Raw genomic sequence first — 22,261 nt, 5'->3', positions numbered from 1 at the left:
CGCCACCCAGCCCATCACCGCGAACCACAGCAGCACGGCGATGGTGGTCAACGCGCCGACGTCCTGCCCGGCGAGGAAGCCGGAGAGGTAGCCGAGCACGAAGGTCGCCGCGACGCCGATCAACAGCGGGTTGGTGAGGTGGATCCAGTGTCGCTTCCACTCACCCCGGTAGCGCTCGGTGGGGAAGAGGTAGCGAGCCACCAGCGAACTGGGCTCGTCTTCCAGTGGCAGCACCCGCCGAGGGGTCGAGCCGGTCGCGTCGGCACGCAACCCGGCCAGCTCGTCCTCGGAGATCTGCGGCGGCTGGTAGCTCGCCTCCGGATCACGGATCCACCCCCGACCGGAACGACCCTGACCGGCATAGCCGGGCCCGTCGCCATAGCCGACGTCGTCCGAAAGGGACGGACCGTCGGACAGACCGGGACCAGCCCCGTAGCCCGGGCCGTCATCAGGCCCGATCCGCGGGATCGGCTCGGTGTCGCGCTCGCGGCGTTCCCGGTCGGGGTCGTCCGGGTCGAAGGGTGGACCGGAGGGGCTGCCCATCGGCGGCTAGGCGACGAGGCTGGTGAAGAAGTCGCCAAACCCCTGGGCGATATCCATGATCCCGCCGCCGAGCGACTTGAACACATCCGCCGCAGAGTTTGGCCGGTAGGCGACGAAGAAGATCAAGAATGCGATTCCGGCCCAGGTGAGGACCTTCTTGACCATGGCGGGCCATCCTCTCGCGCGGCGCCGGGTCCCATTACCGCAGCGGCACCCAGAGTATCAGTGTGGTGTCGTACAGTGAATATCTGCGTCCGTTCTCCGTCAATCCGGAAGAGTTGTCAAGCTCTACCGGGTAGATACGGGGACGGTGCGCCGTACACGAGCTCGGGCGGAGTCCACTCGGTCAGGTCGTGTAGCACGACGTCTTCCGCGAGCAGGTGACCCGCACTCGCCGGCCAGGCTATCGCATGGAGCCACATTCCCCGAGCTTCGCCGGCGTACGCGCTTCGATCCGTTGGTGAATTCACCAACCACAGTGGAGTGGGGTGCCCGCCGACCTTGATCTTCGCCTGTCCGACGTGGTCAGGGTGACCCGACCCCGGGTCGGTCAACGCGTCCACCAACTCCGGTCCGGGATCCGGGCCGGTCAGACCGGCGAGCCGGGTGCCCAGGCCGACGCCGGGTTCCTCGGCCACGAAGACCAGATCGGCCGGACCACCACCGAGTGGCGCCGGGCCCGCGCAGGCCACCACTGTCGCCCGCACGCCCGTCCGGTCGTCCCCGGCGTACGCCACGCCGGTGAGTGTCCACCCGGGTGGCAGCGGCCACGGGCACCACAACGGCGTCACCGGCGGGTCGCCGGTCGCGGTGATCCGTTCCACCACGCTCGCCACGATGTCCGCTCCGATGTGCTCGGGCACGTGCAACGGCGGCACCGGGCCGCAGCGCACACACCTCGAGTCGGTGTTCATCAGATCCGGCGCCCGTACCGGGCCCCCGCATCTCGGACAACTCACCGCGACACTCACATCCCCACCGTCACCCCGGACCGCCCGCACGTCAAGCCGGAACGTCCGATTCGGCACCGTACGTGGGTCAGTCCGGCGGCGTACCGGCGTGCGCGCGGATCCAGGCATGCATGGCGATTCCGCTGGCCACGCCCGCGTTGATCGACCTCGTCGAGCCGTACTGGGCGATGGAGTAGAGCTGGTCGCAGGCCGCACGGGCCGGCGCGGAGAGACCGGGCCCCTCCTGGCCGAACAGCAGCACGCAGTCCCGCGGCAGGGTGCCGGTCTCCAGCGGACGCGACCCGGGCAGGTTGTCGATGCCGAACACCGGCAGCTGCCGCTCGGCCGCCCAGGCGACGAACTCCTCGATCGTCTCGTGGTGCCGTACGTGCTGGTACCGATCGGTCACCATCGCGCCGCGCCGGTTCCACCGTCGCCGTCCGACGATGTGCACCTCGGCGGCGTTGAACGCGTTGGCGTTGCGCACCACAGTGCCGATGTTGAAGTCGTGCTGCCAGTTCTCGATAGCGACGTGGAAGCCGTGCCGGTGCCGGTCCAGGTCGGCGACGATCGCCTCGTGCCGCCAGTAGCGGTAGCGGTCTACGACGTTGCGCCGGTCCCCCTCCGCGAGCAGTTGCCTGTCGTAACGAGGGTCGTCGGGTGGGTCCCCCGGCCAGGGGCCCACGCCCACCTCAAGCTGGTCGTCGGTCACGGTCATCAGAGGGTACGGACCGCGTCGGCACCGGCCGCGACGACCTGCCGGTCAGGCCAGGTCGAGGGCGGCACCGAGCCGGTCCAGGAAGCGCCGGTCCACCGGGCTGGCCGGTGGGTCCACCCGGCGCGCGCCGGTGCCGGGCACCGCGCGACACACCCGGGCCGCGACCGACTGCACCCACTGGCGGTACGCGGCCGAGTCGGCAGGGTCGGCCCGCCGCCGGAGGACCCGGCTCGCCGCACGACAGGCGGCCAGCAGGTCCACCAGGTCGGTGAGCCGCTCAACGGGTTGTGGGGTGCCATCGTGACGGGCGTAGATCGTGGCTACCACCGCGCGGACCAGATCGCTGTCGGAGGCTCGACCCGCGGCCACGGCATCCAGACCGGCCAGGCCGGCCATGACTCCACGCTCCGTCCGGCCAGGACCGGGTGCCGCGGCGGCCACGAGAACCCGACCGGGCAGGCTGGTGAGCAGGTCCCACTCGGCGGCGGAGTAGACAGCGGTGGTCAAGGGTGCGGCTCGGCGGCCGGCAGAGGACGGCTCTCCCGCTACGGAGTGGCTCATCGGAACCTCCGGCGTCAGCATATGCCCCGCGACGGGAACAGGGCCCCTTCCCCAGCAGACCCGCGCAGGGGAAGGAGCCCGGTGTTCGTCGACGATCGAGCCTGCCGCGCGGCTGTCAGCGCGGCTCGGGGAAGCTGGGCCGCTCCGGATCCACCCCGTCGGGCACCGCAGCGGCCGCGTACTCCCGCTTGGGGACCATGACCTTGCGCCGGAAGACGCAGACCATGGTGCCGTCCTGGTTGTAACCGCGGGTCTCCACCGACACCACGCCCCGGTCGGGTTTCGAGCCGGACTCGCGCTTGTCGAGCACCGTGGTCTCGCCATAGATGGTGTCGCCGTGGAAGGTCGGCGCGACGTGCCGCAGCGACTCGACCTCCAGGTTGGCGATCGCCTTGCCACTCACATCGGGCACCGACATGCCCAGCAGCAGCGAGTAGATGTAGTTGCCGACCACGACGTTGCGCTTGAACTGACTCGCTGTCGCGGCGTAGTGCGCGTCCATGTGCAGCGGGTGGTGGTTCATGGTGAGCAGGCAGAAGAGGTGGTCGTCGTACTCGGTGACGGTCTTGCCCGGCCAGTGCCGGTAGACCGCGCCGACCTCGAACTCCTCGTAGTAGCGACCGAACTGCATGCTGGTCCCTTCGACGGGCGGCGATGGAGTTCGGCACAGCATGCCTTACCGATGGTTAAGGCGACCGGCGGGGCGCGACGGCGGCGGAAATGTCACACCGGTCACTCGCCTGGGGGGAGACGCAATGAGCGGCGGGGCCCTCCCCGGCACCCGCCGCCCACGCTCTGATGTGAGGAATTCTGCCCTACGCCTGCGTAGGTTCAACAGAGATCGCGGTCACATTTATCTTTTTGTAACACTACTCTGCGTGACGAAGCGGAGGTTGATCAGCGATCTCCGCAGGCCGGATACCTCCTTGTCAAGGCCCAAGTTACCGATTCGTAGTGCTCAATCGCGTGGATCTCCCTGGAAACGCTCCCATTACCGCAGGTCACGCAAGTGCGTCATGCACTTGCGTTCCGCAGGTCGGGTGTGAACAGATGCGCGTCGATGACCTGCGGCACCCCCCGGCAGCCCCGGGCACGTTTCGTGCCCCACCGCACGGGAATTCGATACGGTCAGCCCTGGTTCTACGGGACGTAGATAAACCGCGGTGATCGGAGAGTGCAATGGCAACCGTTGAGCTGACCTCGACGAACTTCGACGAGGTGACCGGCAACGACGGCATCGTCCTGGTCGACTTCTGGGCCGACTGGTGTGGTCCGTGCAAGCGGTTCGCCCCGGTCTACGAGCGCTCCTCGGAGAAGCACCAGAACATCGTCTTCGGCAAGGTCGACACGGAGGCTCAGCAGGAGCTGGGCGCCAAGTTCGACATTCGCTCGATCCCGACGATCATGGCGATCCGAGACGGCGTCATCGTCTTCGCCCAGCCGGGCGCCCTTCCCGAGTCCGCGCTGGAGAACCTGATCGAGCAGGTCGAGGCGCTGGACATGGACGACGTCCGCAAGCAGCTGGCCGAGCACAACCACTGAGTCGTCCCCACGACGACGACACCGAAGGCCGGGCCCGATGCGGGCCCGGCCTTTGTCGTACTCCCAGCAACTCCCGCATGATCACCTGCCTGGTCAGGCCGAACTGGCCGTCGGAGGGACCCGAGGCCGTCGGTACATCCCGTATCGTCACGACCCGATGGAGAACCTCACCACCCGCGGGCGCGTGACCCGGCTGGGCGCGACCGCACTGGGCCTCGTCCTGCTCGTCGTCGGCACCTTCTGGGGCAGCGACGACGACTTCCCGTTCGGCCCGTTCCGGATGTACTCCACCTCCAACCCGCCGAACGCACCCGCACCCGACACCCGCGTCGAGGGGGTGAACAGCTCCGGAGCGGTGATCGACCTCGACCAGAACGCGACAGGCATCCGCCGCGCCGAGATCGAGGGTCAGCAGGCCCGATACGCCGCCGACCCGACGCTGCTCACCGAGGTCGCCGACGCGTACGCCGAACGCCACCCGGACGCTCCCGCGCTGGTCGAGGTCCGCATCGTCATCCGCTGGCACGGTATCCGCGCCGGTCGACCGACCGGCCAACACACCGACCAGACCGTCGTCCGCTGGCAGGCCACCCGATGAACCGCTGGCTGACCGAGGCCGTACCCCGGGGCCGGGTGGCCGCCTTCCGCACCCTCATCTACCTGTTCGTCGCCGCCGATCTGGTGATCTTCACCCCCTGGGTACGCACCCGGGTCAGCGTGCCCGGCGACCTGTACCAGCCACTCCTGATCGGCCGTCTGCTCCCACTGCCGACGCCAACCGAGACGCTGGTGACGGTGATCTTCTGGGCGTTGCTGCTGCTCGCCCTCCTCGCCGCCACCGGACGAGCGCCCCGACTGCTCGGCTGGGCGGTGTGCGCGCTGTACCTGGAGTGGATGATCATCGCGATGAGCTACGGGAAGGTCGACCACGACCGGTTCGGGCTCCTCGTCGCACTGGCCGTACTGCCCACCGCCGGTCGCGCCCGACACGGCGACACCACCCGCACCGAGGCCGGCGGCTGGGCCCTGCGCGTCACCCAGATCGCGGTGATCTGCACGTACTTCCTGGCCGCCTTCGCCAAGCTGCGCTTCGGCGGTCTGGACTGGCTGACCGGCTCGGTCCTGGCCCGCGCGATCATCCGGCGCGGCACCGACCTGGCGGACCTCATCGCCCAGGTGCCGTACCTGCTGATCGTCGCCCAGTTCGGCATCGTGGCGTTCGAGCTGCTGAGCCCGCTGGTCTTCTTCCTGCCGCCCCGCTGGCGACTCGCCATGGTCGGCTTCTTCTACTCGTTCCACGCGGTCACCATCGCGACGATCACGATCTCGTTCGCGCCGCACCTGGCCGCGATGACCAGCTTCCTACCGCTGGAGCGGGTGCGCCCGCTGGTCTGGGCACGCCGGCTCGTCGGCCGCGACTCTCCCGAAACGGCGACGACGGATGCCCCGGAACCGCGCCCGGCCGACGTCGACAGGGTGCCGGCCGACCCGGGCCCGGTGACAGCCGGCGCGGGGCCGGTGCTCGACGATCAGGCGCCGGTGGTCGGGCGACCAGCCGGCCCGTAGAGCCGCTCCCGGGCCTCCTGCGGCAGGGAGCAGGCCGCCGTGCCACCGGGAAGTCGGTGCCGGTTTCGCGCCACCCAGCGGTACAACGGCCAGGCGGCAACGCGTACCGGAGGTATCCGCAGACCGGCGCCGGCGACCCGCCAGAGCGGACCACTCGCGGCGAGCAGCTTCGCGATGGCGTCCGGACCGGCCGCGCGCGAGCCGTCCGCGCCGACCCACTGCACGGCCTCCTCGCACTCGGCCACCGTGAGGCCGAGCGCGTCCAGGTCGGCGAACTGCCAGGGCACCACACGTGCGGCGGTGGGGATGCGACGCTCGATGAACTCCGCACAGCTCGTGCAGAACGCGCAGTCCCCGTCGTAGACGAAGGTCGACGTCTCCATGGCGTCCATCCTCCCCTCTCCGACCACCCGGACGCCCACCGGTGTACGGCGGGTCACTTGCGCTTGTCTCGTACACGTGTTCGAATAGTGGCCATGCGCTGGGACAACCTCACCGCTCCCCCGGTCGAGGGAGACCCCGAGCGGGCAGCGCCAGCGACGCCACCCCTGCCGCTGGCGCTGCCCGGCGCCGTCGCCCGCACCTTCGACACCCCCGAGTTCGCCGGGATGACCTTCTACGAGGTGCAGGCCAAGTCCATCCTCAACCGGGTGCCCGGGCAGTCCCGCGTCCCGTTCGAATGGACGATCAACCCATACAGGGGCTGTTCTCATGCCTGCACTTACTGCTTCGCGAGAAACACTCACACCTATCTCGATCTCGATGCCGGTGCCGACTTCGACCGGAAGGTGATCGTCAAGGTCAACGCCGGCGAGCTGGTCCGGCGGGAGCTGGCCGCGCCGCGCTGGCGGGGCGCGCACGTGGCGATGGGCACCAACGTGGACTGCTACCAGCGCGCCGAGGGGCGTTACCGGTTGATGCCGCAGATCATCGGCGCCCTGCGGGACTTCGCCAACCCGTTCTCGATCCTCACCAAGGGCACGCTGATCCTGCGCGACCTGCCGCTGCTGCGCGAGGCCGCCGAGGTGACCACGGTGGGCATCTCCTTCTCGGTGGGGTTCGTCGACGAGCACCTCTGGCGCACCGTCGAGCCCGGCACACCGCACCCACGCCGCCGGCTGGACGCCGTCCGGGCACTCGCCGACGCCGGCTTCTCCATCGGTGTGCTGATGGCACCGATCCTGCCCGGCCTCAGCGACAGCGACGAGTCGATCGACGCCACCGTCTCGGCGATCGCCGCCGCCGGTGCGACGAGCGTGACCGCCCTGCCGCTGCACCTGCGTCCCGGTGCCCGGGAGTGGTACGCGCAATGGCTCGCCCGCGAGCACCCGCACCTCGTGCCCCGCTACCGCGAGCTCTACCGGGCCGGTGCGTATGCCCCGCAGGCGTACCAGCGGGAGTTGACCGCACGGGTGCGGATCGCCGCCCGCCGACACGGGCTGCACCGCGGCGAGCGGGGCGACAACCGCAGCCTGCCCGAGCCTCCGCAACCGGCGGCGGCCGAGCAGCTGACGCTGTTGTAGTCGGAGCTACAGTCGGCGGGTGCGTACCGCTTCGCAGATCCTCGCCGACTCCGCCGTGATCGCCGTCGTGGGCGCGTCCCGCGACCCGTTCAAGGCCGCGCACGGCGTGCCGTTGCAGATGCAGCAGTACGGCTGGCGCATCATCCCGGTCAACCCGACCGTCGACGAACTGTTCGGGGAACGGGCCTACAAGTCGCTGGCCGACATCCCGCACCCGGTCGACCTGGTGGACGTGTTCCGACCGGCGGCCGACGCCGTGCAGGTGGTCCGGGACGCGGCGGCGATCGGCGCCCCCGCGGTCTGGCTCCAGCTAGGCATCGTCTCGGCCGAGGCGCGGCGGATCGCCGAGGAGGCCGGCATGGACTACGTCGAAGACCGCTGCCTCATCGTCGAACGCGCCGCCGCCAACCTCACCCGCCTCCCCTAACCCGAACCTGCCCCGCCCCGCCCCGCCGGTCATGCAGTCACCGGTCTGGCCGCTGCCGAACCCGGCCTGGTGGCACGCCGGTCGCTGCAACCCGCCCCGGTGGTCGACGGCAGGGACACGGCGGTGCCGGAGGGCTGCCGCGTCGGCGTCTCCGGCGCGGTCAGGGGCACCATGTCTCGTCAACGACGAGGCGTCCGTCGGCGCGGACGGCCTCGGTCACGAGCGTGATGCCTCTGAGTCATATTGATGCCTCACGGTCATCAGGCTCGTGACCGACGACGCGGATCGGCGACCGGCCAACAAGCAACCGGCAACAAGCAACAAGCAACGAGCAACCGATCAGCAGGCGCGGATCAGAGCTTGTACTCCTTGAGGAGGCCTCGGGAGATGATGGTCTTCTGGATCTCCGAGGTGCCCTCGCCGATGAGCAGGAACGGGGCCTCCCGCATCAGCCGCTCGATCTCGTACTCCTTGGAGTAGCCGTAGCCGCCGTGAATGCGGAACGCCTCCTGGACGACCTCGGCGCAGTATTCGGAGGCGAGCAGCTTGGCCATCCCGGCCTCGACGTCGTTGCGCTGGCCGGCGTCCTTGAGCCGGGCGGCGTTGACCATGAGGGCGTGCGCGGCCTCGATCTTCGTGCCCATCTCGGCGAGCTTGAAGGCGATCGCCTGGTGCTTGGCGAGGGGCTGGCCGAAGGTCTTGCGCTGCTGGGCGTAGCTCACCGCAAGCTCGAAGGCGCGGATGGAGATGCCGCAGGCGCGGGCGGCGACGTTGACCCGGCCCACCTCGATGCCGTCCATCATCTGGTAGAAGCCGCGGCCCACCTGGTCGGCGCCACCGAGGATCGCGGAGTCGGGCACGGTCACCCCGTCGAGCACCATCTCGGTGGTCTCGACGCCCTTGTAACCCATCTTCTCGATCTTGCCGGGGATGGTGAGGCCGGGGGCGGTCTCACCGAAGCCCGGCTCCTTCTCCAGCAGGAAGGTGCTCATGTTGCCGTAGACGGATTCCGCGCCGGTATCGGTCTTGACCAGGGTGGCCACCACCGAGGAGTACGCCCCGTTGGTCAGCCACATCTTCTGTCCGTTGAGCACGTAGTTGTCGCCGTCACGGACAGCCCGGGACTTGATCGCCGAGACGTCGGAGCCGGTCTCGGGCTCGGACATGGAGAACGCGCCGCGCACCTCGCCGGTGGCCATCTTCGGCAGTAGGCGGGCCTTCTGCTCGGCGGAGCCGTGCTGGGAGATCAGGTACGCCACGATGAAGTGGGTGTTGACGATGCCGGAGATCGACATCCAGCCTCGGGACAACTGCTCCACCACCAGCGCGTAGGTGAGCAGCGATTCGCCGAGGCCGCCGTACTCCTCGTCGATGGTGAGACCGAACAGCCCCATCTCGCGCATGCCGTCGAGGATGTCGGTGGGGTACTCGTCGGCGTGCTCCAGCCGCTGCGCGTGCGGGATGATCTCCTTGTCGGCGAAGTCCCGAACGGTCTCCAGGATCGACTGTTGCACATCGGTCAGGCCGGGCGTCTGGGCGAGTCGGGCCATCTCAGCCTCCGGGGATCCGCGCACTACTCATGGGTAACTGAACGCTGGGTCAGTATCGGCCCCTCGGGTCGACGAGGCCAAGGTGACCAGTCCACACAACCGCTGTGAAAAGGTTCACCGCTGCGGGTAGCGTCCGGCAAGAGGGACTTTTCCGGCACCGGCAGGAGGAGGACAGCTGTGAGCTACCCGCCGCCGTCGGGACCGCCCGAGGACGAGCCGCCGCCGTCACCCTACGAACCACCGAAGGACCAGTCGCCGTACGCGCCACCGCCGGCCGGCCAGTCGCCGTACGCGCCGCAGTCGGACCAGCCGGCGTACGAGCTGCCAGCGGAACGTTCACAGTACGGGCCACCGCCGGGCGAACCGTCGCCGTACGGCCACCAGGGGCCGCAGCAGTCGGCGCACTGGAGTCAGCAACCGCCGTACCCACCACAGGGCCCCTACGGTCAGTACGGCCCACCGCCTTCTGGGCCGGGTCGGGGCACCAACGTGCTGGCGATCCTGTCGCTGGTGTTCGCCTTCGTCTTTCCGCCGGCCGGCGCCGTCCTCGGCCACGTGGCCAAGCGGCAGATCCGCACCAGCGGCGAGGAGGGCGACCAGCTCGCCACCTGGGGGCTGATCCTCGGCTACGTCTTCACCGGGCTCACCGTGCTGGCCTGCTGTGGCTGGCTGGCACTGGTGGCCTTCGGCAACACCGGCGACAGTGGCAGCTACTGACGAACGGGCCGGCGTGGCCCGTCGCGGTCAGCGGAAGCGGGCCTCGCGGACGCTGTTTCCGCCGTCCACCACCAGCATCTGCCCCGTGATGTACGAGGCCGCCGGCGAGCAGAGGAAGCTGATAGCCGCGGCGACCTCGTCCGGCGTGCCCGGCCGCCCCACCGGGGTGCCCAACCCCTGCTTGATCTCGGCCATGGTGGACGCCGCGGTGTAGATGGTGCCGGGCGCCACCGCGTTGACCGTCACGCCGTCGGCGATCATCTCCATGGCCAGGGCCCGGGTCAGCCCGACGACTCCGGCCTTCGCCGCGGCGTACGCGGCCTCGGTGGGCAGGGCGTTGACCGGGCCGGCCGTGGCCGACAGGTTGACGATCCGACCCCAACCCCGCTCGGCCATCCCCCCGATGAACGCGCGGCTGCACAGGAACGCTGTGGAGAGGTTGCGGTCGATCTCACCACGCCACTCGTCGTAGGTCAGTTGCGCCACCGGCCGCAGCACCCCCTGGCTGGCGCGACTGGCCAAGCCGGCGTTGTTGACCAGCACCTCGACGTCGCCCAACTGCTCGGCGACCGCGTCGGCCAGCGCGCCGACCTCGGACTCGTCGGTCAGGTCGGCGACGAAGCCTGTCACGCCCAGCTCGGTGGCCCGCTCGTGGATGCGTCGGGTGGTGGAGACGATGGCCACCCGCGCGCCCAGGTCGGCGAGTCGCCGGGCGGTGGCGTACCCGATGCCGTCCGGGCTGCCCGCCCCGGTGACCAGGGCGACCCGCCCGTCGAGGCGCATGGTGACCGGGTCGGTGAGCGCGACCGGCTCGTCGGGGCCGGGGCTGCCCGCCGGGGCGGCCGTCCGGGCGCGCCGGGCCGCACCCGGGCGGCTGACGTCCCGTCGGGGTCGACTGCCGGAGCGGTCCGCGGCGCGCGCGTCGTATGCCATGACAGGGATCCTGCCCGTTACGACCGGCCCGAGCAACGCGGCACCCGGAAGCAGGGGCGTCGGGTTTGGGCGGCGCTGGCTACCCTGTCTCCGCACCCCAACCTGACGGAGAGTTCGTATGACCAATCCCCCGCCGCCCGGCAACTGGAGCGATCCCACGTGGTCGGCCCAGCCGTCGAGCCCCGCACCGGATCCGACACTGGTGGCCGGTCAGCCGGTGCCCGCGCAACCTGGCCCGGTCGACCCGTACGCCCCCGATCCTTACGCCCCGGCCCCGTATGCCCCGGACCCGTACGCCCCTGTCGACCCGTACGCCGGCGCGAAGCAGCCAGCGGCCCAGCCGATGCCCGGTTACGCCCCGCCCGGATACCCGCAGCAGTACCCCGGCTACGGCTACCCACAGCCGCCGAAGACCAACGGGCTGGCCATCGCGGCGTTCGTGCTGGCCCTGATCGGTTTCACGTCCTGCATCACCGCGCCGATCGGCGCGATCCTCGGCCACGTGGCGCAGAAGCAGATCCGGCTCAGCGGCGAGGGCGGGGCGGGGATGGCGAAGGCCGCCATCATCGTCGGCTGGATTCTCACCGGGTTCCTGGTGCTGGTGATCCTCTTCTACGTCGCCGCGATCGTCTACGCGATCGCTACCAGCGACAACAGCAGCAGTAGCTACTGATCGTCGGGCGGGCCGGCGTACCGCCGATTGTCGGGCCGGACCGACAGCCGGCGGCGGTCGTCCCGGCCCGGTCGGTCACTGCTCCGGTGGGGTGAACGACGAGGTGCGGCTCATCCCGGCGGCCCGACCCTTGGCCGCGACCACCAGCGCCATCTTGCGAGACGCCTCGTCGATCATCTCGTCGCCGAGCATCACGGCGCCGAGCCGGCCGCCGGCCTCCGAGGTGTAGTGCTCGTACGCGTCGAGGATCAGCTCGGCGTGGTCGTAGTCGGCCTGCGCCGGCTGGTAGACCTCGTTGGCGGCGTCGATCTGGCCCGGGTGCAGCACCCACTTGCCGTCGAAGCCCAGCGCGGCCGAGCGCTTGGCCACCTCGCGGAACGCGTCGACGTCGCGGATCTGCAGGAACGGGCCGTCGATGGCCTGCTTGTCGTGCATCCGCGCGGCCATCAGGATCCGCATGAGGATGTAGTGGTACGGGTCGCCCGGGTAGTCCGGGATCAGGCCGCCGACCACCATCGACTTCATGTTGATCGACGCCATGAAGTCGGCCGGGCCGAAGATGATGGTCTCCACGCGCGGCGAGGCGGCGGCGATCGCGTCCACGTTGACCAGACCGGCGGCGTTCTCGATCTGCGCCTCGATGCCGATCCGACCGACCTCCAGGCCGATCGTCTTCTCGATCTGGGTGAGCGTCAGGTCCAGCCACTGCACCTGGGCGGCGCTCTGCACCTTCGGCAGCATGATGCAGTCCAGGTTGGCGCCAGCGCCCTCGACGACCTCGATGACATCCCGGTAGGTCCACGGGGTGGTCAGGTCGTTGACCCGGACCACCCGGGTCTTGCCGGCCCAGTCGCCCTCGTTGAGGGCGGCCACGATGTTCTTGCGCGCGTCCGGCTTGGCCAGCGGGGCGACGGCGTCCTCCAGGTCGAGGAAGACCTGGTCGGCCGGGAGGCCCTGAGCCTTGCCGAGCATCTTCACGCTGGAACCCGGCACGGCGAGGCAGGACCTGCGGGGGCGACCGACTGCGGCCATGGATGCGCTCCTTCCAGCGTCCGGCGGACATGCCGACGCCACCTGACGACAGATCCGGGACCTTAACGATCCCAAAGGGCGTTGTGACGCCACGGTAACCTCGCGCCATGACCGGGGTGAATGGACCTGTGGAAGATCTCACTGGGCGTCGACTGGTGGTGGTGACCGGGGCCAGCTCCGGCATCGGGCTGGCCGCCGCCGTGCACCTGGCCTGCCGGGGCGACCAGGTGGTGCTGGTCGGGCGGGACCCGGCTCGCCTGCAGGCGGCAGCCGAACGGGTACGGGAGAACTCCGGTGAACGTCCGGAGCTGTTCCGGGCCGACTTCGCGATCCTCGACGACGTACGCCGACTGGCCGAGCAGCTCCGGTCCGCGTACGACCGGATCGACGTGCTCGCCAACAACGCCGGCGCGATCGCGCTGCAACCACTGAGCACTGTCGACGGCTTCGAGATGTCGATCCAGGCCAACCACCTGGCCCCGTTCCTGCTGACCAACCTGCTCGCCGACCGGGTGGGCCGGGTCGTGGTGACCGCCTCCGGCGCGCACCGCTTCGGCGCACTGGACCCGGACGACCTGAACAAGCCACTGCGTGACTACCGGCCGATGGGCGCGTACGGCACCAGCAAGCAGGCGAACGTCCTGTTCACCGCCGAGGTCGCCCGGCGCTGGCCGGACGTTGCCGCGTACAGCTTCCATCCCGGGGTGGTCCGTACCCGGTTCGCCAACGACAGCAAGCTGGTCGCGTTCGGCATGCGGTTCATGCCGTTCCGCAGCCCGGAGAAGGGTGCCGAGACCCTTGTGTGGTTGGCCAACCAGGAGCGCTCCCGGCTGATCAACGGGGGTTACTACGTCGACCGACGGCCGCGTCGACCGCTCCGGAAGGCTGCCGACCCGCAGCTCGCCGCCCGGCTGTGGACGGCGAGCGCCAAGGCCGTCGGCCTCGATGACTGACCGGGCCGGCCACCCGGGTCATCGAGGTGCACGAGGTCTAGGTCCGAGCCCTCGCGGTCCGCGCCAGCGGCGCAGCAGCGACAGCACGGCCCGGATGACGAGAACCGCCAGGACGAACCCCACCAGGAGCGCCCAGAACGGCGGCGGCCCGTAGTGGGGGCGGCCCGACTCACGTACCGCGCCGCGGATCGCGAGGTCGGCGGCGACCGACAGGTCGGTGATGCCCTCCGGCGTCCGGAAGAGCACCTCCGGCGTGGTCGCCCCCCGACGTAGCGCCACCAGTTCCACCGCCTCCGTGCCGACCTCGTGATACGGCCCCCAGGCGATGTCGTGGTTCTCCGGCAGGTCCACCGCCGCCGGACCCGGCACACCGACCAACGCGACCGCTTCGTCAGCCGATCGCCAGCCGAGCAGATGCACGAACGAGCGGGAGCGCAACGGCGGGAACGCCGCGCCGGCCAGCGCTGTGCCGTCGGCTGCGGACCGCACTGACAGTGTCCAGCTTCTCCGATAGGACGGAACCGGGCACTCGGTGCAGGTGGACCGGCCGAGGACAGCCACCGAACGACCGTCCGGCAGCCACGACCCGGCCCCGGCGAGCCGCCCGCCCGCCAGCGGCAGCTTCCGGTACGGCGTGGCGACCCGATCCGCGCCCGCGTCGCCCACCCGGGTCAGCCAGACCTCGTCGCGTATCTGGAGGGCGAGATCGCCGCCGTCCGACGACAGCGCGGCCGTGCGCCCCGGCGGGACCCAGGTGGTGCCGACCGGCACCCGCAGCACGTCCGTCCCGCGATCCCGGTCGTAGACCCCCACGTACGGGGTGGAGTAGGTGTTCGGGGACGTGAACGTGGTGTCGTCGTCGGCGTAGACCAACCGTTTCCCGTTCGGCGCGAAGGCGAGCGGGTAGCCGTTTGGGCGGTCCGGGGTGGTCGTCCCGGACGTCAGGTCGAGGAGGGAATCGCCCACCCAGACGTACCGGCCGTCCGGGGAGAGCGTCGCCTCGAAACCCGCGACGGCCGGATCGCCGTCCAGTACGCGGTAGCGGTCGTCGTCGGCGGCCACCACACCCATCCGGGTCTCGAACCAGTTGGTGCGCACGGCGGGACCACCGAAGAGCATCGCCGCCACGCCAGGTGCCGAGTAGCCGACCGAGGCGGTCCGCAGCGGCGGGTCGACGAGCCTGGTGGGCAGGCCGGGGGCATCGTGCCGCGGGCCGGCGGGGATCGGCAGGGCGACCGGGTGCAACGCGTACCCGGTGCCCAGGAGCAGGACCAGGACGGCGAGCGCGCCGGCGACGGCGGCCCGGCGACGGCGGTGCCGTGTCCGCGCCGCGTCGAATAACCCCTCCGGTACACGCGCGGGCGGCACGTCGTCGGCGAGGCGACGCAGCGCTGCGGAGAGCCGGGCGGTCACCGGGTCACCTCCTGCGGGTCACGGCCGACAAGTTCGGCCAGTTCGGGGGCGAGGACGCGGAGTCGGCCGAGGGCGTGGCGGGTCTGACTCTTCACGGTGCCGACCCGGCAGCCGAGTAGCTCCGCCGTCTCCGTCTCGGTGCGGTCCTCGTAGTAGCGCAACACGAGGACCGCGCGCTGCCGCACGGTCAGCCGGGCCAACGCCGCCGACAGCACCAGCCGCAGATCGTGGTCGTCACCCGGACCGGAGCGGTCCGGCAGCACCCCGCCCAGTCGCTCCGCCGGGCGAGCCCGCCGCCAGCGCCACCAACTGGCGGCCTGGGTAAAGAGCACCCGACGCAGGTAGGCGGGTGGATCCTCGATCCGCTCCCAGCGCACCGCGACGCGAGCCAGCGCCACCTGGACCAGGTCCTCCGCATGGTGCCGGTCACCGGTCAGCAGGTACGCGAACCGGGTCAGCCCGGCGGTCTCGGCCCGGACGAAATCCGCGAAGCCGTCCCGGGCGCGGTCCTCAGTCGTCAACGGATCGCCCTCCTCACCCGGACAGACGCCGGGCGGCCCCGCCGCGGAGGGAACCAGTGTCCATGTTCCTCACGTCGTGGCAGCACCGTGTCGGGCGATCAGTCGGCCAACGGGGTCGGGTCGGCCGGCAGGGCGGTGGGTTCGCTCCGCCGGCCACCGAGCACCACCACCGCCACGCCGGCCAGCAGCAACGCCATGCCGAGCAACGCGTACGGGCGGGGCAGTTGACCCAGCCAGGCCCAGCCGAGCAGTGCCGCGCCGGGCGCCTCGAGCAGGATCAGCACGCTGACCGTGGTCGCCGGGATCTTCCGCAGGGCGTAGTTGAACATCGAGTGCCCGAGCAGTTGGGCGCCCGCCACCAGGGCCAGGATGGCCAGCCAGGTACGCCCGTCGAAGCCGGTCAGCCGTACGCCGCCGACCAGGCACAGGGCCAGCAGGATCAGCGCGCAGATCCCGTAGCAGATGGTGGTGTAGGTGGTGGTGCTGATGCTGACCCGGGCCCGTTCCCCGAAGGCGGTGTAGACGGCGGCGAACATGGCGCCGATCAGCGCCAGCACGTCACCGAGGACAGCCCGGCCGGAGACTCCCACGTCCACCCCCGTGGCGACCGCCGCGCCGCCGACCGCCACCGCGATGCCGATCCACACCACCCGGGGCAGCGGACGCCCCTGGGCGCGGGCGATCAGCCCCTGCCAGACCGGCTGGGTGGCGACCAGGGCGGTGGACGTGGCGACCGAGGTGAGCTGGGCGCTCGGCACCCAGGTCGCGAAGTGCCCGGCCAGGGCGACCCCGGACAGAACGCAGAACAGGCCCTCCCGCCGGCCGACGCCCACTGTCAGTCTGCGGAACTCGGCGCGGCGTCGGGCCAGCGCGAAGGGGCTCAGCACGGCCACCGCGAGCAGGTTGCGCCAGAACGCGATGGCCAGCGCGGGGGCGGCGGCGTACGCGATCAGCGGCGCGGACGACGACACGGCGACCACCGCCAGCCCGACCGCGCCGGTGGTCAGCGGGTCCAGGGACAGCCGGGGTGAAGGTGGGGGCACGGGACGTAATCCTCACACGTATGACGGTCAGCACGGAGGGTCATCACTCCGTTACGATCACGCGGGTTCGCGCCGGCGACCCTCGACCGCCCGGAGGCGCTCTCCCATGCCCAGCTACCAGGCGGTGCTGTTCGACTTCTTCGGCACCCTGACCCGTTCGGTACAACGCGGTGTCGCGCACGTCGGCACCGCCGAACTGCTCGGGTGTCCCACCGAGATCTTGACCGAAGTGCTGAACCGCACCTACTACGAGCGGGCCAGCGGCCGGCTCGGCGACGCGGAGGCGACACTGCGCTGGGTGTGCGCCCAGGCCGGCGTACACCCCAGCGACCATGCGGTGCGGGCAGCCGTGGCGTCCCGGCACCGGGCGGTCCGCGCCGACACCTGGCTGCGGGCCGACGCGGTGCCGGTGCTGGCGGCCCTGCGCCAGCGCGGCCTGCGCACCGGCGTGATCAGCGACTGTACGCACGAACTTCCGGCCTTCCTGCCGCAGCTCGCTGTCGCCCCCCTGCTCGACGTACGGGTCTTCTCGGTGCAGGTCGGGCGGTGCAAGCCGGATCCGGCGCTCTACCTGACGGCCTGCCAGCGGCTCGGGCTCGCGCCGGGCGACTGCCTCTACGTCGGTGACGGCGGCAGCCAGGAGTTGACCGGCGCCGAGCGGGCTGGGATGACAGCCGTCCGGCTCGCCGCACCGGATCTGGCCACGCACATGGTCTTCAACGCCGACCGGGACTGGTGCGGCCCCACGCTCGGTGCGCTGGGCGAGGTGCTCGCCCTCGTCGACGCCGACGCCGCGGTGGCGGGCGTCGGCGGTCGGACGGGCTGATCGACCGATCAGCGGCGACGGACGCGGTGCAGGCGGAACGGCTTACGGGTGGCCCGGACCGCCGGAGTCGGCCGAGGTGGCTCGGCCTGCGCGTCGGCCGGCAACTCCGATCCGGCCAGCGGCGTACCGGCCGGGGCGAGGCGGTTCACAGCGCATCCGTCGGCGGCCCATCGGGCCACCAGGTCAGCTGTCGGACCGGGCGCGTTGAGGCGCTTCGCCGCCACCAGCGGCGCGGCGACGTCCCACGCCTCGGTGCCCGGCTGCAACCGGCTCACCCGGGCCGGCCAGGTGACGATCCGGCCGCCGTGGTCGCCGCGCAGGGTGACCTGGGCCTCGGTCGCGTCGGCCAGACCCGGTGCGGCCTGCTCACCCGGCCCGCTGACCACCAGCAGCGCGCCCTCCAGCGGGGCGCACCAGAGCGCAAGCGCCGGCCCACCCGCAACGCTGACCCAGGCCACTGCGGCCTTCTTCATCGCCTCGTCGACCAGTGGGGTGCCCCCGGGGGCGTCCTCGTCCGTCACACCCGCATCCTCCCGCATCGGCGCCTCCGCTCAGCCCACGAACGGCGGCACGGCGATCTCGCCGCGAGCCACCGGCACCACCTGGCCGGCGACCGTCGCGCCGACCGCCACCCCGTTCGCCGCGGTGACAGTGCAGGCCAACGCGGACGGTCGGTTCATCTCCACGCCCTGACGGACCGCGTACTCCGACCGCCCCTCACCGGGCAGCAGACCACTCGCCACCAGCCAGACACCGAGGCCGAGCGCCGCCGAACCGGTCGCCGGGTCCTCCGGAACGCCGATCCCCGGCACGAAGACCCGGGCGTGCGCGGTTTGCGCGGCCGCGTCCCAGGAGAAGACGCTGACGTGCGATACCCCGTACCGCTGCGCCGCCGCCGGGTCGACCCGGGCGCGGGCCACCGACTCCGGACGCACCGGCAGGTACGGGAACTCCAGCCCGCAGCCGGCGACCCGTGGGGCGGGCCCGAGGTGGTCCCCGGCGACCAGCCCGGCGATCTCCAGCAACGGCTCCGGGTCCAGCTCCGGCCCGAGCGTCGGGGCGCCACCGGTCAGCGTCGCCCCGGACGCGGTCACCTCGATCGGCAGCACACCGGCCCGGCACTCCTGGGTGACCTGCCCCACACCGAACATGCCCCGTCGGCAGGCGGTGACCGCCGCGCCGACGCTGGGGTGCCCGGCGAACGGCAACTCCTCCACCGGAGTGAAGATCCTGGCCCGATAGGTGACGCCGACCTGGGTCGGCGGCAGCACGAACACCGTCTCGGACAGGTTGAACTCCAACGCGAGGGCCTGCATCTGCTCGGTGGCCAGCGCCTCCGCGCCGAACACCACCGCCAGCGGGTTGCCGGCGAAGGGGCGATCGGTGAAGACGTCCACGATCTCGTAGGCCAAGGTCGACATGTTGATAAACACTAGGCGCTTAGGCTGGTGCCCGTGAGTACGCCGACCCGGGTCTACATCGCCCGTCTCGCCGGAGTCGCCGTCTTCGACCCGAACGGTGACCAGGTGGGGCGGGTTCGTGACGCCGTGGCACGGCTGCGGGCGACGAAGCGTCCGCCGGAGGTGGTGGGCCTCGTCGCCGAGATGCCGATGCGTCGTCGGATCTTCCTGTCCATCAACCGGATCACCTCCATCGACGCGGACGCCGTCGTGCTCGGCTCCGGCACCCTCAACCTGCGCCGGTTCGAGAAGCGCCCGAACGAGCTGCTGGTGCTCCAGGAGCTGCTCGACCGGCGGGTGCAACTCGACCCGGGCGGCCAGCCCGGCGCTGTCGTTGACGTCGCGATGGAGTGCACCCGGGGTGGCGAGTGGTCGCTGACCCGTGTCGCAGTACGCGAGCAGACCGGTCGGCTCAGCCGCCGTGGCCACCTGCACCAGGTCGAGTGGGACCGGGTGCGCGGGCTCAGCGGCATCGCCGACAACCGGGGTACGGCGAACCTGCTCGCCGTCCTGGAGGACATGCGCCCCGCCGACCTGGCCAACGCGTTGCAGGATCTGCCCGACGCGCGCCGCAACGAGGTAGCGGCCGCGCTGGACGACGAGCGACTGGCCGACGTGCTCAGCGAGCTTCCGGAACACGACCAGGTGGAGATCCTCGCCGCCCTCGACCGGGAGCGGGCCGCCGACGTCCTGGAGGAGATGGACCCGGACGACGCCGCGGACCTGCTCAACGAACTGCCCCCACCCGAGCAGGACGTGCTGCTGGACCTGATGGAGCCGGACGAGGCCGACCCGGTACGCCAGCTGCTGAAGTACACCCCCGGCACGGCGGGCAGTGTGATGACCTCGGAGCCGGTCATCCTGCCGCCGGACGCCACGGTCGCCGAGGCGCTGGCCCGGATCCGGGAGCCACAGCTCTCCCCCGCCGTCGCCGCGCAGGTCTTCGTGACCCGGGCACCGCAGAACACGCCGACCGGCCGTTACCTGGGCATGGTGCACTTCCAGGCGCTGCTGCGCGAACCACCGGCCGACCTGCTGGGCAAAGTGGTGGTCAACGACATCGACCCACTACGCCCCACCACCCCGCTGCCGGAGATCACCCGCCGGATGGCCACCTACGACCTGGTCGCCATGCCGGTGATCGATCGCAACAACCGGCTGGTCGGCGCCGTCACCGTCGACGACGTGCTGGACCACTCGCTGCCCCGGGACTGGCGGGACCGCGATGCCCTGGCCGCCCCGGGCACCACCGACCCTGCGCTGGACGGCGCAGATGGCTGATCAGCGTCGGACGGAGCGTCTCGACCAGCCACGCGAGCCACGGGGCGTCAAGCTGCCACGGTTCGACGCCGAGGCGTTCGGTCGGTGGTCCGAGGGCATCGCCCGGGGCATGGGCACCGCGAACTTCATCGTCGTGATGACGGTGGTGATCGCGATCTGGTTCGTCTGGAACACCCTGGCCCCGGCGAACCTGCGCTTCGACCCGTACACCTTCACGTTCCTGACCCTGGTGCTGTCGTTGCAGGCCAGCTACGCGGCCCCGCTGATCCTGCTGGCCCAGAACCGGCAGGCCGACCGGGACCGGGTGGCCCTGGAGGAGGACCGGCGGCGAGCCACCGCGCAGAAGGCGGACACCGAGTACCTGGCCCGGGAGATCGCGGCCCTGCGGATCGCGCTCGGTGAGGTCGCCACCCGCGACTTCCTCCGCTCCGAGCTGGCCCGGTTGGCCGAGGAACTGGACGAGGTGGGGCAACGCCGGCAGCGACTGGAGCGCCGCCAGCAGGAGAAGGACAGCCGGCAGGAGCGACGTGGCCAGCGGCCGACCGACGGCGTCGGCCTGGAAGAACCGCGCGACGACCTGGACGGCGACTTCACCCGGGACGCCCGGCCGGACGGCACTGGCCCGCGCCGGTCAGGGAGCTGACCGACGGGTCATCGATTGGCTCACACCGCCCCGGGCAACGGCGGCAACGGATGCCCCGCGACGTAGCATTGCGGGCATGTCAGCACCCGTGAGCACCGTCGAGGACGCGATCCAGGCCGCCCTGGCCACCGTCAACGACCCGGAGATCCGCCGGCCCATCACCGAGCTGGGCATGGTCCGCTCCGCCACGATCGGTGCCAGCGGTGTGGTCCGCGTCGAGCTGTTGCTCACCGTCGCCGGCTGCCCGCTGAAGGACAAGCTGCGTAACGACATCACCGCCGCCGTCGCCGCGGTGCCCGGCGTCACCGGCGTGGAGATCGACTTTGGGGTGATGACCCCCGAGCAGCGGCAGTCCTTGCAGTCGCAGCTGCGTGGCGGCGGCGGCGCCACCGAGGAGCCCGTCATTCCGTTCGCCCAGCCCGGCTCGCGCACCCGCGTGTACGCGGTGGCCAGCGGCAAGGGTGGCGTCGGCAAATCCAGCGTCACTGTCAACCTGGCGGCCGCGCTCGCCGCCCGTGGGCTCTCCGTCGGCGTTGTCGACGCCGACATCTACGGCCACTCGGTGCCCCGGATGCTCGGCACCGAGGCCCGGCCCACCCGGGTCGAAGACATGATCATGCCGCCGCAGTCGCACGGCGTGAAGGTGATCTCCATCGGCATGTTCACCTCCGGCAACGCCGCAGTGGTGTGGCGCGGCCCGATGCTGCACCGGGCGTTGCAGCAGTTCCTGGCCGACGTCTACTGGGGCGACCTGGACGTGCTCCTGCTCGACCTGCCGCCGGGCACCGGTGACGTGGCCATCTCGCTGGCCCAGTTGCTGCCCAACTCGGAGATCCTGATCGTCACCACCCCACAGACCGCCGCCGCCGAGGTGGCGGAACGGGCCGGGTCGATCGCCCTGCAGACCCACCAGCGGGTGGTCGGCGTCATCGAGAACATGTCCTGGCTGGAGCTGCCGGACGGCTCCCGCATGGAGATCTTCGGTGCCGGCGGTGGTGAGGCGGTTGCCGAGTCGCTGAGCCGCACCATCGGCGCGCAGGTGCCGCTGCTCGGTCAGATCCCCCTGGACACCCGGGTCCGCGAGGCCGGCGACGCCGGCAACCCGGTCGTGCTGGCCGAGCCGAACTCCCCGGCCGCGCAGGCGCTCGGCACGATCGCCGACCGGCTCGCCCTGCGCCGCGAGTCACTGCTCGGCAAGCCACTCGGTCTCAAGCCCGCTGGGCGCTGACCACCCGGAACCCCGTCAGCCCGTCGGCCACTGTTGGCCGGCGGGCTGAGTCGCGTCGGTGGGTGGTCCAGCGAGGCCGCTGACCGGCGTGGGCCGGCGGTCGGCATGGGCCGGCGTGGGCCGGCGTGGGCCGGCGTGGGCCGGCGTGGGCCGGCGTG

At 71.1% G+C, this 22,261-nt stretch carries 26 protein-coding genes and 1 pseudogene; 12 read left to right on the top strand and 15 right to left on the bottom strand.

The window, feature by feature from the left end; genetic code table 11:
* The 6 genes and pseudogenes from AB0C20_RS25575 to AB0C20_RS25550 form a co-directional block, all read right to left on the bottom strand.
* Positions 1–543 (bottom strand): annotated as a pseudogene (locus tag AB0C20_RS25575) (PH domain-containing protein); the annotation flags it as partial.
* 6 nt (positions 544–549) lie between these two features.
* Positions 550–708 carry a hypothetical protein gene (locus tag AB0C20_RS25570; RefSeq protein ID WP_007455302.1) on the bottom strand — a complete coding sequence of 53 codons (159 nt, stop codon included), beginning with the start codon at positions 706–708 and terminating at the stop codon, positions 550–552.
* Positions 709–824: 116 nt separating this feature from the next.
* Positions 825–1,502, bottom strand: coding sequence for a DUF6758 family protein (locus tag AB0C20_RS25565; RefSeq protein WP_341866340.1), 678 nt, complete (start codon positions 1,500–1,502; stop codon positions 825–827).
* Positions 1,503–1,581: 79 nt separating this feature from the next.
* Positions 1,582–2,205 (bottom strand): RNA methyltransferase, encoded by a 624-nt coding sequence (locus AB0C20_RS25560; protein ID WP_112732894.1) that lies wholly within the window; start codon positions 2,203–2,205, stop codon positions 1,582–1,584.
* 51 nt (positions 2,206–2,256) lie between these two features.
* Positions 2,257–2,793 (bottom strand): hypothetical protein, encoded by a 537-nt coding sequence (locus tag AB0C20_RS25555; protein ID WP_357190938.1) that lies wholly within the window; start codon positions 2,791–2,793, stop codon positions 2,257–2,259.
* A 94-nt stretch (positions 2,794–2,887) separates the two neighbouring features.
* On the bottom strand, positions 2,888–3,403 hold the full coding sequence (locus AB0C20_RS25550; protein WP_030486570.1) for a MaoC family dehydratase: 516 nt from the start codon (positions 3,401–3,403) through the stop codon (positions 2,888–2,890).
* Positions 3,404–3,951: 548 nt separating this feature from the next.
* Between AB0C20_RS25550 and trxA the strand changes: the two genes are divergently transcribed.
* The 3 genes from trxA (at position 3,952) to AB0C20_RS25535 (ending at position 5,880) form a co-directional block, all read left to right on the top strand.
* Positions 3,952–4,314: a thioredoxin gene (gene trxA / locus AB0C20_RS25545; RefSeq protein WP_007455291.1), complete on the top strand. Its 363-nt coding sequence runs from the start codon at positions 3,952–3,954 to the stop codon at positions 4,312–4,314.
* A gap of 157 nt (positions 4,315–4,471) precedes the next feature.
* On the top strand, positions 4,472–4,912 hold the full coding sequence (locus AB0C20_RS25540) for a hypothetical protein (protein WP_112673919.1): 441 nt from the start codon (positions 4,472–4,474) through the stop codon (positions 4,910–4,912).
* The gene (locus AB0C20_RS25535; protein ID WP_357190934.1) at positions 4,909–5,880 is read left to right on the top strand and encodes an HTTM domain-containing protein; all 972 of its coding nucleotides are present in this window, start codon (positions 4,909–4,911) and stop codon (positions 5,878–5,880) included. Before AB0C20_RS25540 ends, AB0C20_RS25535 begins: the two co-directional genes overlap by 4 nt.
* Here AB0C20_RS25535 and AB0C20_RS25530 read toward each other — a convergent pair.
* On the bottom strand, positions 5,844–6,263 hold the full coding sequence (locus tag AB0C20_RS25530; RefSeq protein WP_109819716.1) for a DUF393 domain-containing protein: 420 nt from the start codon (positions 6,261–6,263) through the stop codon (positions 5,844–5,846). The two genes, AB0C20_RS25535 and AB0C20_RS25530, sit on opposite strands and share 37 nt — an antisense overlap.
* 93 nt (positions 6,264–6,356) lie before the next feature.
* On the opposite strand from AB0C20_RS25530, the gene AB0C20_RS25525 reads away from it, so the two are divergent.
* A complete protein-coding gene (locus tag AB0C20_RS25525; protein ID WP_357190931.1) occupies positions 6,357–7,403 on the top strand; it encodes an Rv2578c family radical SAM protein in 1,047 nt (348 codons plus the stop codon).
* Between the two features lie 19 nt (positions 7,404–7,422).
* Positions 7,423–7,830, top strand: coding sequence for a CoA-binding protein (locus AB0C20_RS25520; protein WP_357190929.1), 408 nt, complete (start codon positions 7,423–7,425; stop codon positions 7,828–7,830).
* A gap of 353 nt (positions 7,831–8,183) precedes the next feature.
* On the opposite strand, the gene AB0C20_RS25515 is transcribed toward AB0C20_RS25520, so the two are convergent.
* On the bottom strand, positions 8,184–9,380 hold the full coding sequence (locus AB0C20_RS25515; protein ID WP_357568883.1) for an acyl-CoA dehydrogenase family protein: 1,197 nt from the start codon (positions 9,378–9,380) through the stop codon (positions 8,184–8,186).
* A 177-nt stretch (positions 9,381–9,557) separates the two neighbouring features.
* Here AB0C20_RS25515 and AB0C20_RS25510 point away from each other — a divergent pair, with 177 nt between their 5' ends.
* On the top strand, positions 9,558–10,097 hold the full coding sequence (locus AB0C20_RS25510; RefSeq protein WP_357190927.1) for a DUF4190 domain-containing protein: 540 nt from the start codon (positions 9,558–9,560) through the stop codon (positions 10,095–10,097).
* A 27-nt stretch (positions 10,098–10,124) separates the two neighbouring features.
* On the opposite strand, the gene AB0C20_RS25505 is transcribed toward AB0C20_RS25510, so the two are convergent.
* Positions 10,125–11,030 carry an SDR family NAD(P)-dependent oxidoreductase gene (locus AB0C20_RS25505; protein ID WP_210781830.1) on the bottom strand — a complete coding sequence of 302 codons (906 nt, stop codon included), beginning with the start codon at positions 11,028–11,030 and terminating at the stop codon, positions 10,125–10,127.
* A gap of 118 nt (positions 11,031–11,148) precedes the next feature.
* Between AB0C20_RS25505 and AB0C20_RS25500 the strand changes: the two genes are divergently transcribed.
* A complete protein-coding gene (locus AB0C20_RS25500; RefSeq protein WP_357190925.1) occupies positions 11,149–11,703 on the top strand; it encodes a DUF4190 domain-containing protein in 555 nt (184 codons plus the stop codon).
* A gap of 75 nt (positions 11,704–11,778) precedes the next feature.
* Here AB0C20_RS25500 and AB0C20_RS25495 read toward each other — a convergent pair whose 3' ends face one another.
* On the bottom strand, positions 11,779–12,735 hold the full coding sequence (locus AB0C20_RS25495) for a CoA ester lyase (protein ID WP_357190923.1): 957 nt from the start codon (positions 12,733–12,735) through the stop codon (positions 11,779–11,781).
* A 128-nt stretch (positions 12,736–12,863) separates the two neighbouring features.
* Here AB0C20_RS25495 and AB0C20_RS25490 point away from each other — a divergent pair, with 128 nt between their 5' ends.
* Entirely contained in the window at positions 12,864–13,688 is an 825-nt protein-coding gene (locus AB0C20_RS25490; protein WP_357191020.1) for an SDR family NAD(P)-dependent oxidoreductase, read from the top strand.
* Between the two features lie 18 nt (positions 13,689–13,706).
* On the opposite strand, the gene AB0C20_RS25485 is transcribed toward AB0C20_RS25490, so the two are convergent.
* From AB0C20_RS25485 to AB0C20_RS25475, 3 genes are all read right to left on the bottom strand, one after another.
* On the bottom strand, positions 13,707–15,101 hold the full coding sequence (locus AB0C20_RS25485) for a hypothetical protein (RefSeq protein ID WP_357190921.1): 1,395 nt from the start codon (positions 15,099–15,101) through the stop codon (positions 13,707–13,709).
* Positions 15,098–15,622, bottom strand: coding sequence for a SigE family RNA polymerase sigma factor (locus AB0C20_RS25480; RefSeq protein ID WP_357190919.1), 525 nt, complete (start codon positions 15,620–15,622; stop codon positions 15,098–15,100). Before AB0C20_RS25480 ends, AB0C20_RS25485 begins: the two co-directional genes overlap by 4 nt.
* Before the next feature lie 98 nt (positions 15,623–15,720).
* Positions 15,721–16,665 carry a DMT family transporter gene (locus tag AB0C20_RS25475; RefSeq protein ID WP_357190917.1) on the bottom strand — a complete coding sequence of 315 codons (945 nt, stop codon included), beginning with the start codon at positions 16,663–16,665 and terminating at the stop codon, positions 15,721–15,723.
* 106 nt (positions 16,666–16,771) lie between these two features.
* Between AB0C20_RS25475 and AB0C20_RS25470 the strand changes: the two genes are divergently transcribed.
* Complete coding sequence (locus AB0C20_RS25470) at positions 16,772–17,491, top strand: HAD family hydrolase (RefSeq protein ID WP_357568882.1); 720 nt, start codon at positions 16,772–16,774, stop codon at positions 17,489–17,491.
* 8 nt (positions 17,492–17,499) lie between these two features.
* Here AB0C20_RS25470 and AB0C20_RS25465 read toward each other — a convergent pair whose 3' ends face one another.
* Positions 17,500–18,030: a hypothetical protein gene (locus tag AB0C20_RS25465; RefSeq protein ID WP_357190913.1), complete on the bottom strand. Its 531-nt coding sequence runs from the start codon at positions 18,028–18,030 to the stop codon at positions 17,500–17,502.
* Positions 18,031–18,042: 12 nt separating this feature from the next.
* Positions 18,043–18,912 carry a PhzF family phenazine biosynthesis protein gene (locus AB0C20_RS25460; RefSeq protein WP_357568881.1) on the bottom strand — a complete coding sequence of 290 codons (870 nt, stop codon included), beginning with the start codon at positions 18,910–18,912 and terminating at the stop codon, positions 18,043–18,045.
* Positions 18,913–18,945: 33 nt separating this feature from the next.
* Here AB0C20_RS25460 and AB0C20_RS25455 point away from each other — a divergent pair, with 33 nt between their 5' ends.
* From AB0C20_RS25455 to AB0C20_RS25445, 3 genes are all read left to right on the top strand, one after another.
* Positions 18,946–20,232 (top strand): CBS domain-containing protein, encoded by a 1,287-nt coding sequence (locus tag AB0C20_RS25455; RefSeq protein WP_238671210.1) that lies wholly within the window; start codon positions 18,946–18,948, stop codon positions 20,230–20,232.
* Positions 20,225–20,875 carry a DUF1003 domain-containing protein gene (locus tag AB0C20_RS25450; RefSeq protein WP_357190908.1) on the top strand — a complete coding sequence of 217 codons (651 nt, stop codon included), beginning with the start codon at positions 20,225–20,227 and terminating at the stop codon, positions 20,873–20,875. The genes AB0C20_RS25455 and AB0C20_RS25450 overlap by 8 nt, the downstream gene beginning before the upstream one ends.
* 76 nt (positions 20,876–20,951) lie before the next feature.
* On the top strand, positions 20,952–22,103 hold the full coding sequence (locus AB0C20_RS25445) for an Mrp/NBP35 family ATP-binding protein (RefSeq protein WP_357190906.1): 1,152 nt from the start codon (positions 20,952–20,954) through the stop codon (positions 22,101–22,103).
* Positions 22,104–22,261 lie beyond the last annotated feature (158 nt).

The sequence above is a fragment of the Micromonospora sp. NPDC048843 genome (assembly GCF_040649965.1).
Lineage (GTDB): Bacteria > Actinomycetota > Actinomycetes > Mycobacteriales > Micromonosporaceae > Micromonospora > Micromonospora hortensis.
Note: the sequence above shows the minus strand (reverse complement) of the source record. Positions and strands in the feature narration are given on the sequence as shown.

Bases quoted from the DNA above. Each gene is read 5' to 3' on its own strand.
- AB0C20_RS25535 (WP_357190934.1), top strand. From the start codon at position 4,909: ATGAACCGCTGGCTGACCGAGGCCGTACCCCGGGGCCGGGTGGCCGCC.
- AB0C20_RS25500 (WP_357190925.1), top strand. From the start codon at position 11,149: ATGACCAATCCCCCGCCGCCCGGCAACTGGAGCGATCCCACGTGGTCG.
- AB0C20_RS25465 (WP_357190913.1), bottom strand. From the start codon at position 18,030: ATGCGGGAGGATGCGGGTGTGACGGACGAGGACGCCCCCGGGGGCACC.
- AB0C20_RS25460 (WP_357568881.1), bottom strand. From the start codon at position 18,912: ATGTCGACCTTGGCCTACGAGATCGTGGACGTCTTCACCGATCGCCCC.
- AB0C20_RS25525 (WP_357190931.1), top strand. From the start codon at position 6,357: ATGCGCTGGGACAACCTCACCGCTCCCCCGGTCGAGGGAGACCCCGAG.
- AB0C20_RS25445 (WP_357190906.1), top strand. From the start codon at position 20,952: ATGTCAGCACCCGTGAGCACCGTCGAGGACGCGATCCAGGCCGCCCTG.
- AB0C20_RS25470 (WP_357568882.1), top strand. From the start codon at position 16,772: ATGCCCAGCTACCAGGCGGTGCTGTTCGACTTCTTCGGCACCCTGACC.
- AB0C20_RS25495 (WP_357190923.1), bottom strand. From the start codon at position 12,735: ATGGCCGCAGTCGGTCGCCCCCGCAGGTCCTGCCTCGCCGTGCCGGGT.
- AB0C20_RS25530 (WP_109819716.1), bottom strand. From the start codon at position 6,263: ATGGAGACGTCGACCTTCGTCTACGACGGGGACTGCGCGTTCTGCACG.
- AB0C20_RS25570 (WP_007455302.1), bottom strand. From the start codon at position 708: ATGGTCAAGAAGGTCCTCACCTGGGCCGGAATCGCATTCTTGATCTTC.
- AB0C20_RS25550 (WP_030486570.1), bottom strand. From the start codon at position 3,403: ATGCAGTTCGGTCGCTACTACGAGGAGTTCGAGGTCGGCGCGGTCTAC.
- AB0C20_RS25505 (WP_210781830.1), bottom strand. From the start codon at position 11,030: ATGGCATACGACGCGCGCGCCGCGGACCGCTCCGGCAGTCGACCCCGA.
- trxA (WP_007455291.1), top strand. From the start codon at position 3,952: ATGGCAACCGTTGAGCTGACCTCGACGAACTTCGACGAGGTGACCGGC.
- AB0C20_RS25515 (WP_357568883.1), bottom strand. From the start codon at position 9,380: ATGGCCCGACTCGCCCAGACGCCCGGCCTGACCGATGTGCAACAGTCG.
- AB0C20_RS25450 (WP_357190908.1), top strand. From the start codon at position 20,225: ATGGCTGATCAGCGTCGGACGGAGCGTCTCGACCAGCCACGCGAGCCA.
- AB0C20_RS25555 (WP_357190938.1), bottom strand. From the start codon at position 2,793: ATGCTGACGCCGGAGGTTCCGATGAGCCACTCCGTAGCGGGAGAGCCG.
- AB0C20_RS25540 (WP_112673919.1), top strand. From the start codon at position 4,472: ATGGAGAACCTCACCACCCGCGGGCGCGTGACCCGGCTGGGCGCGACC.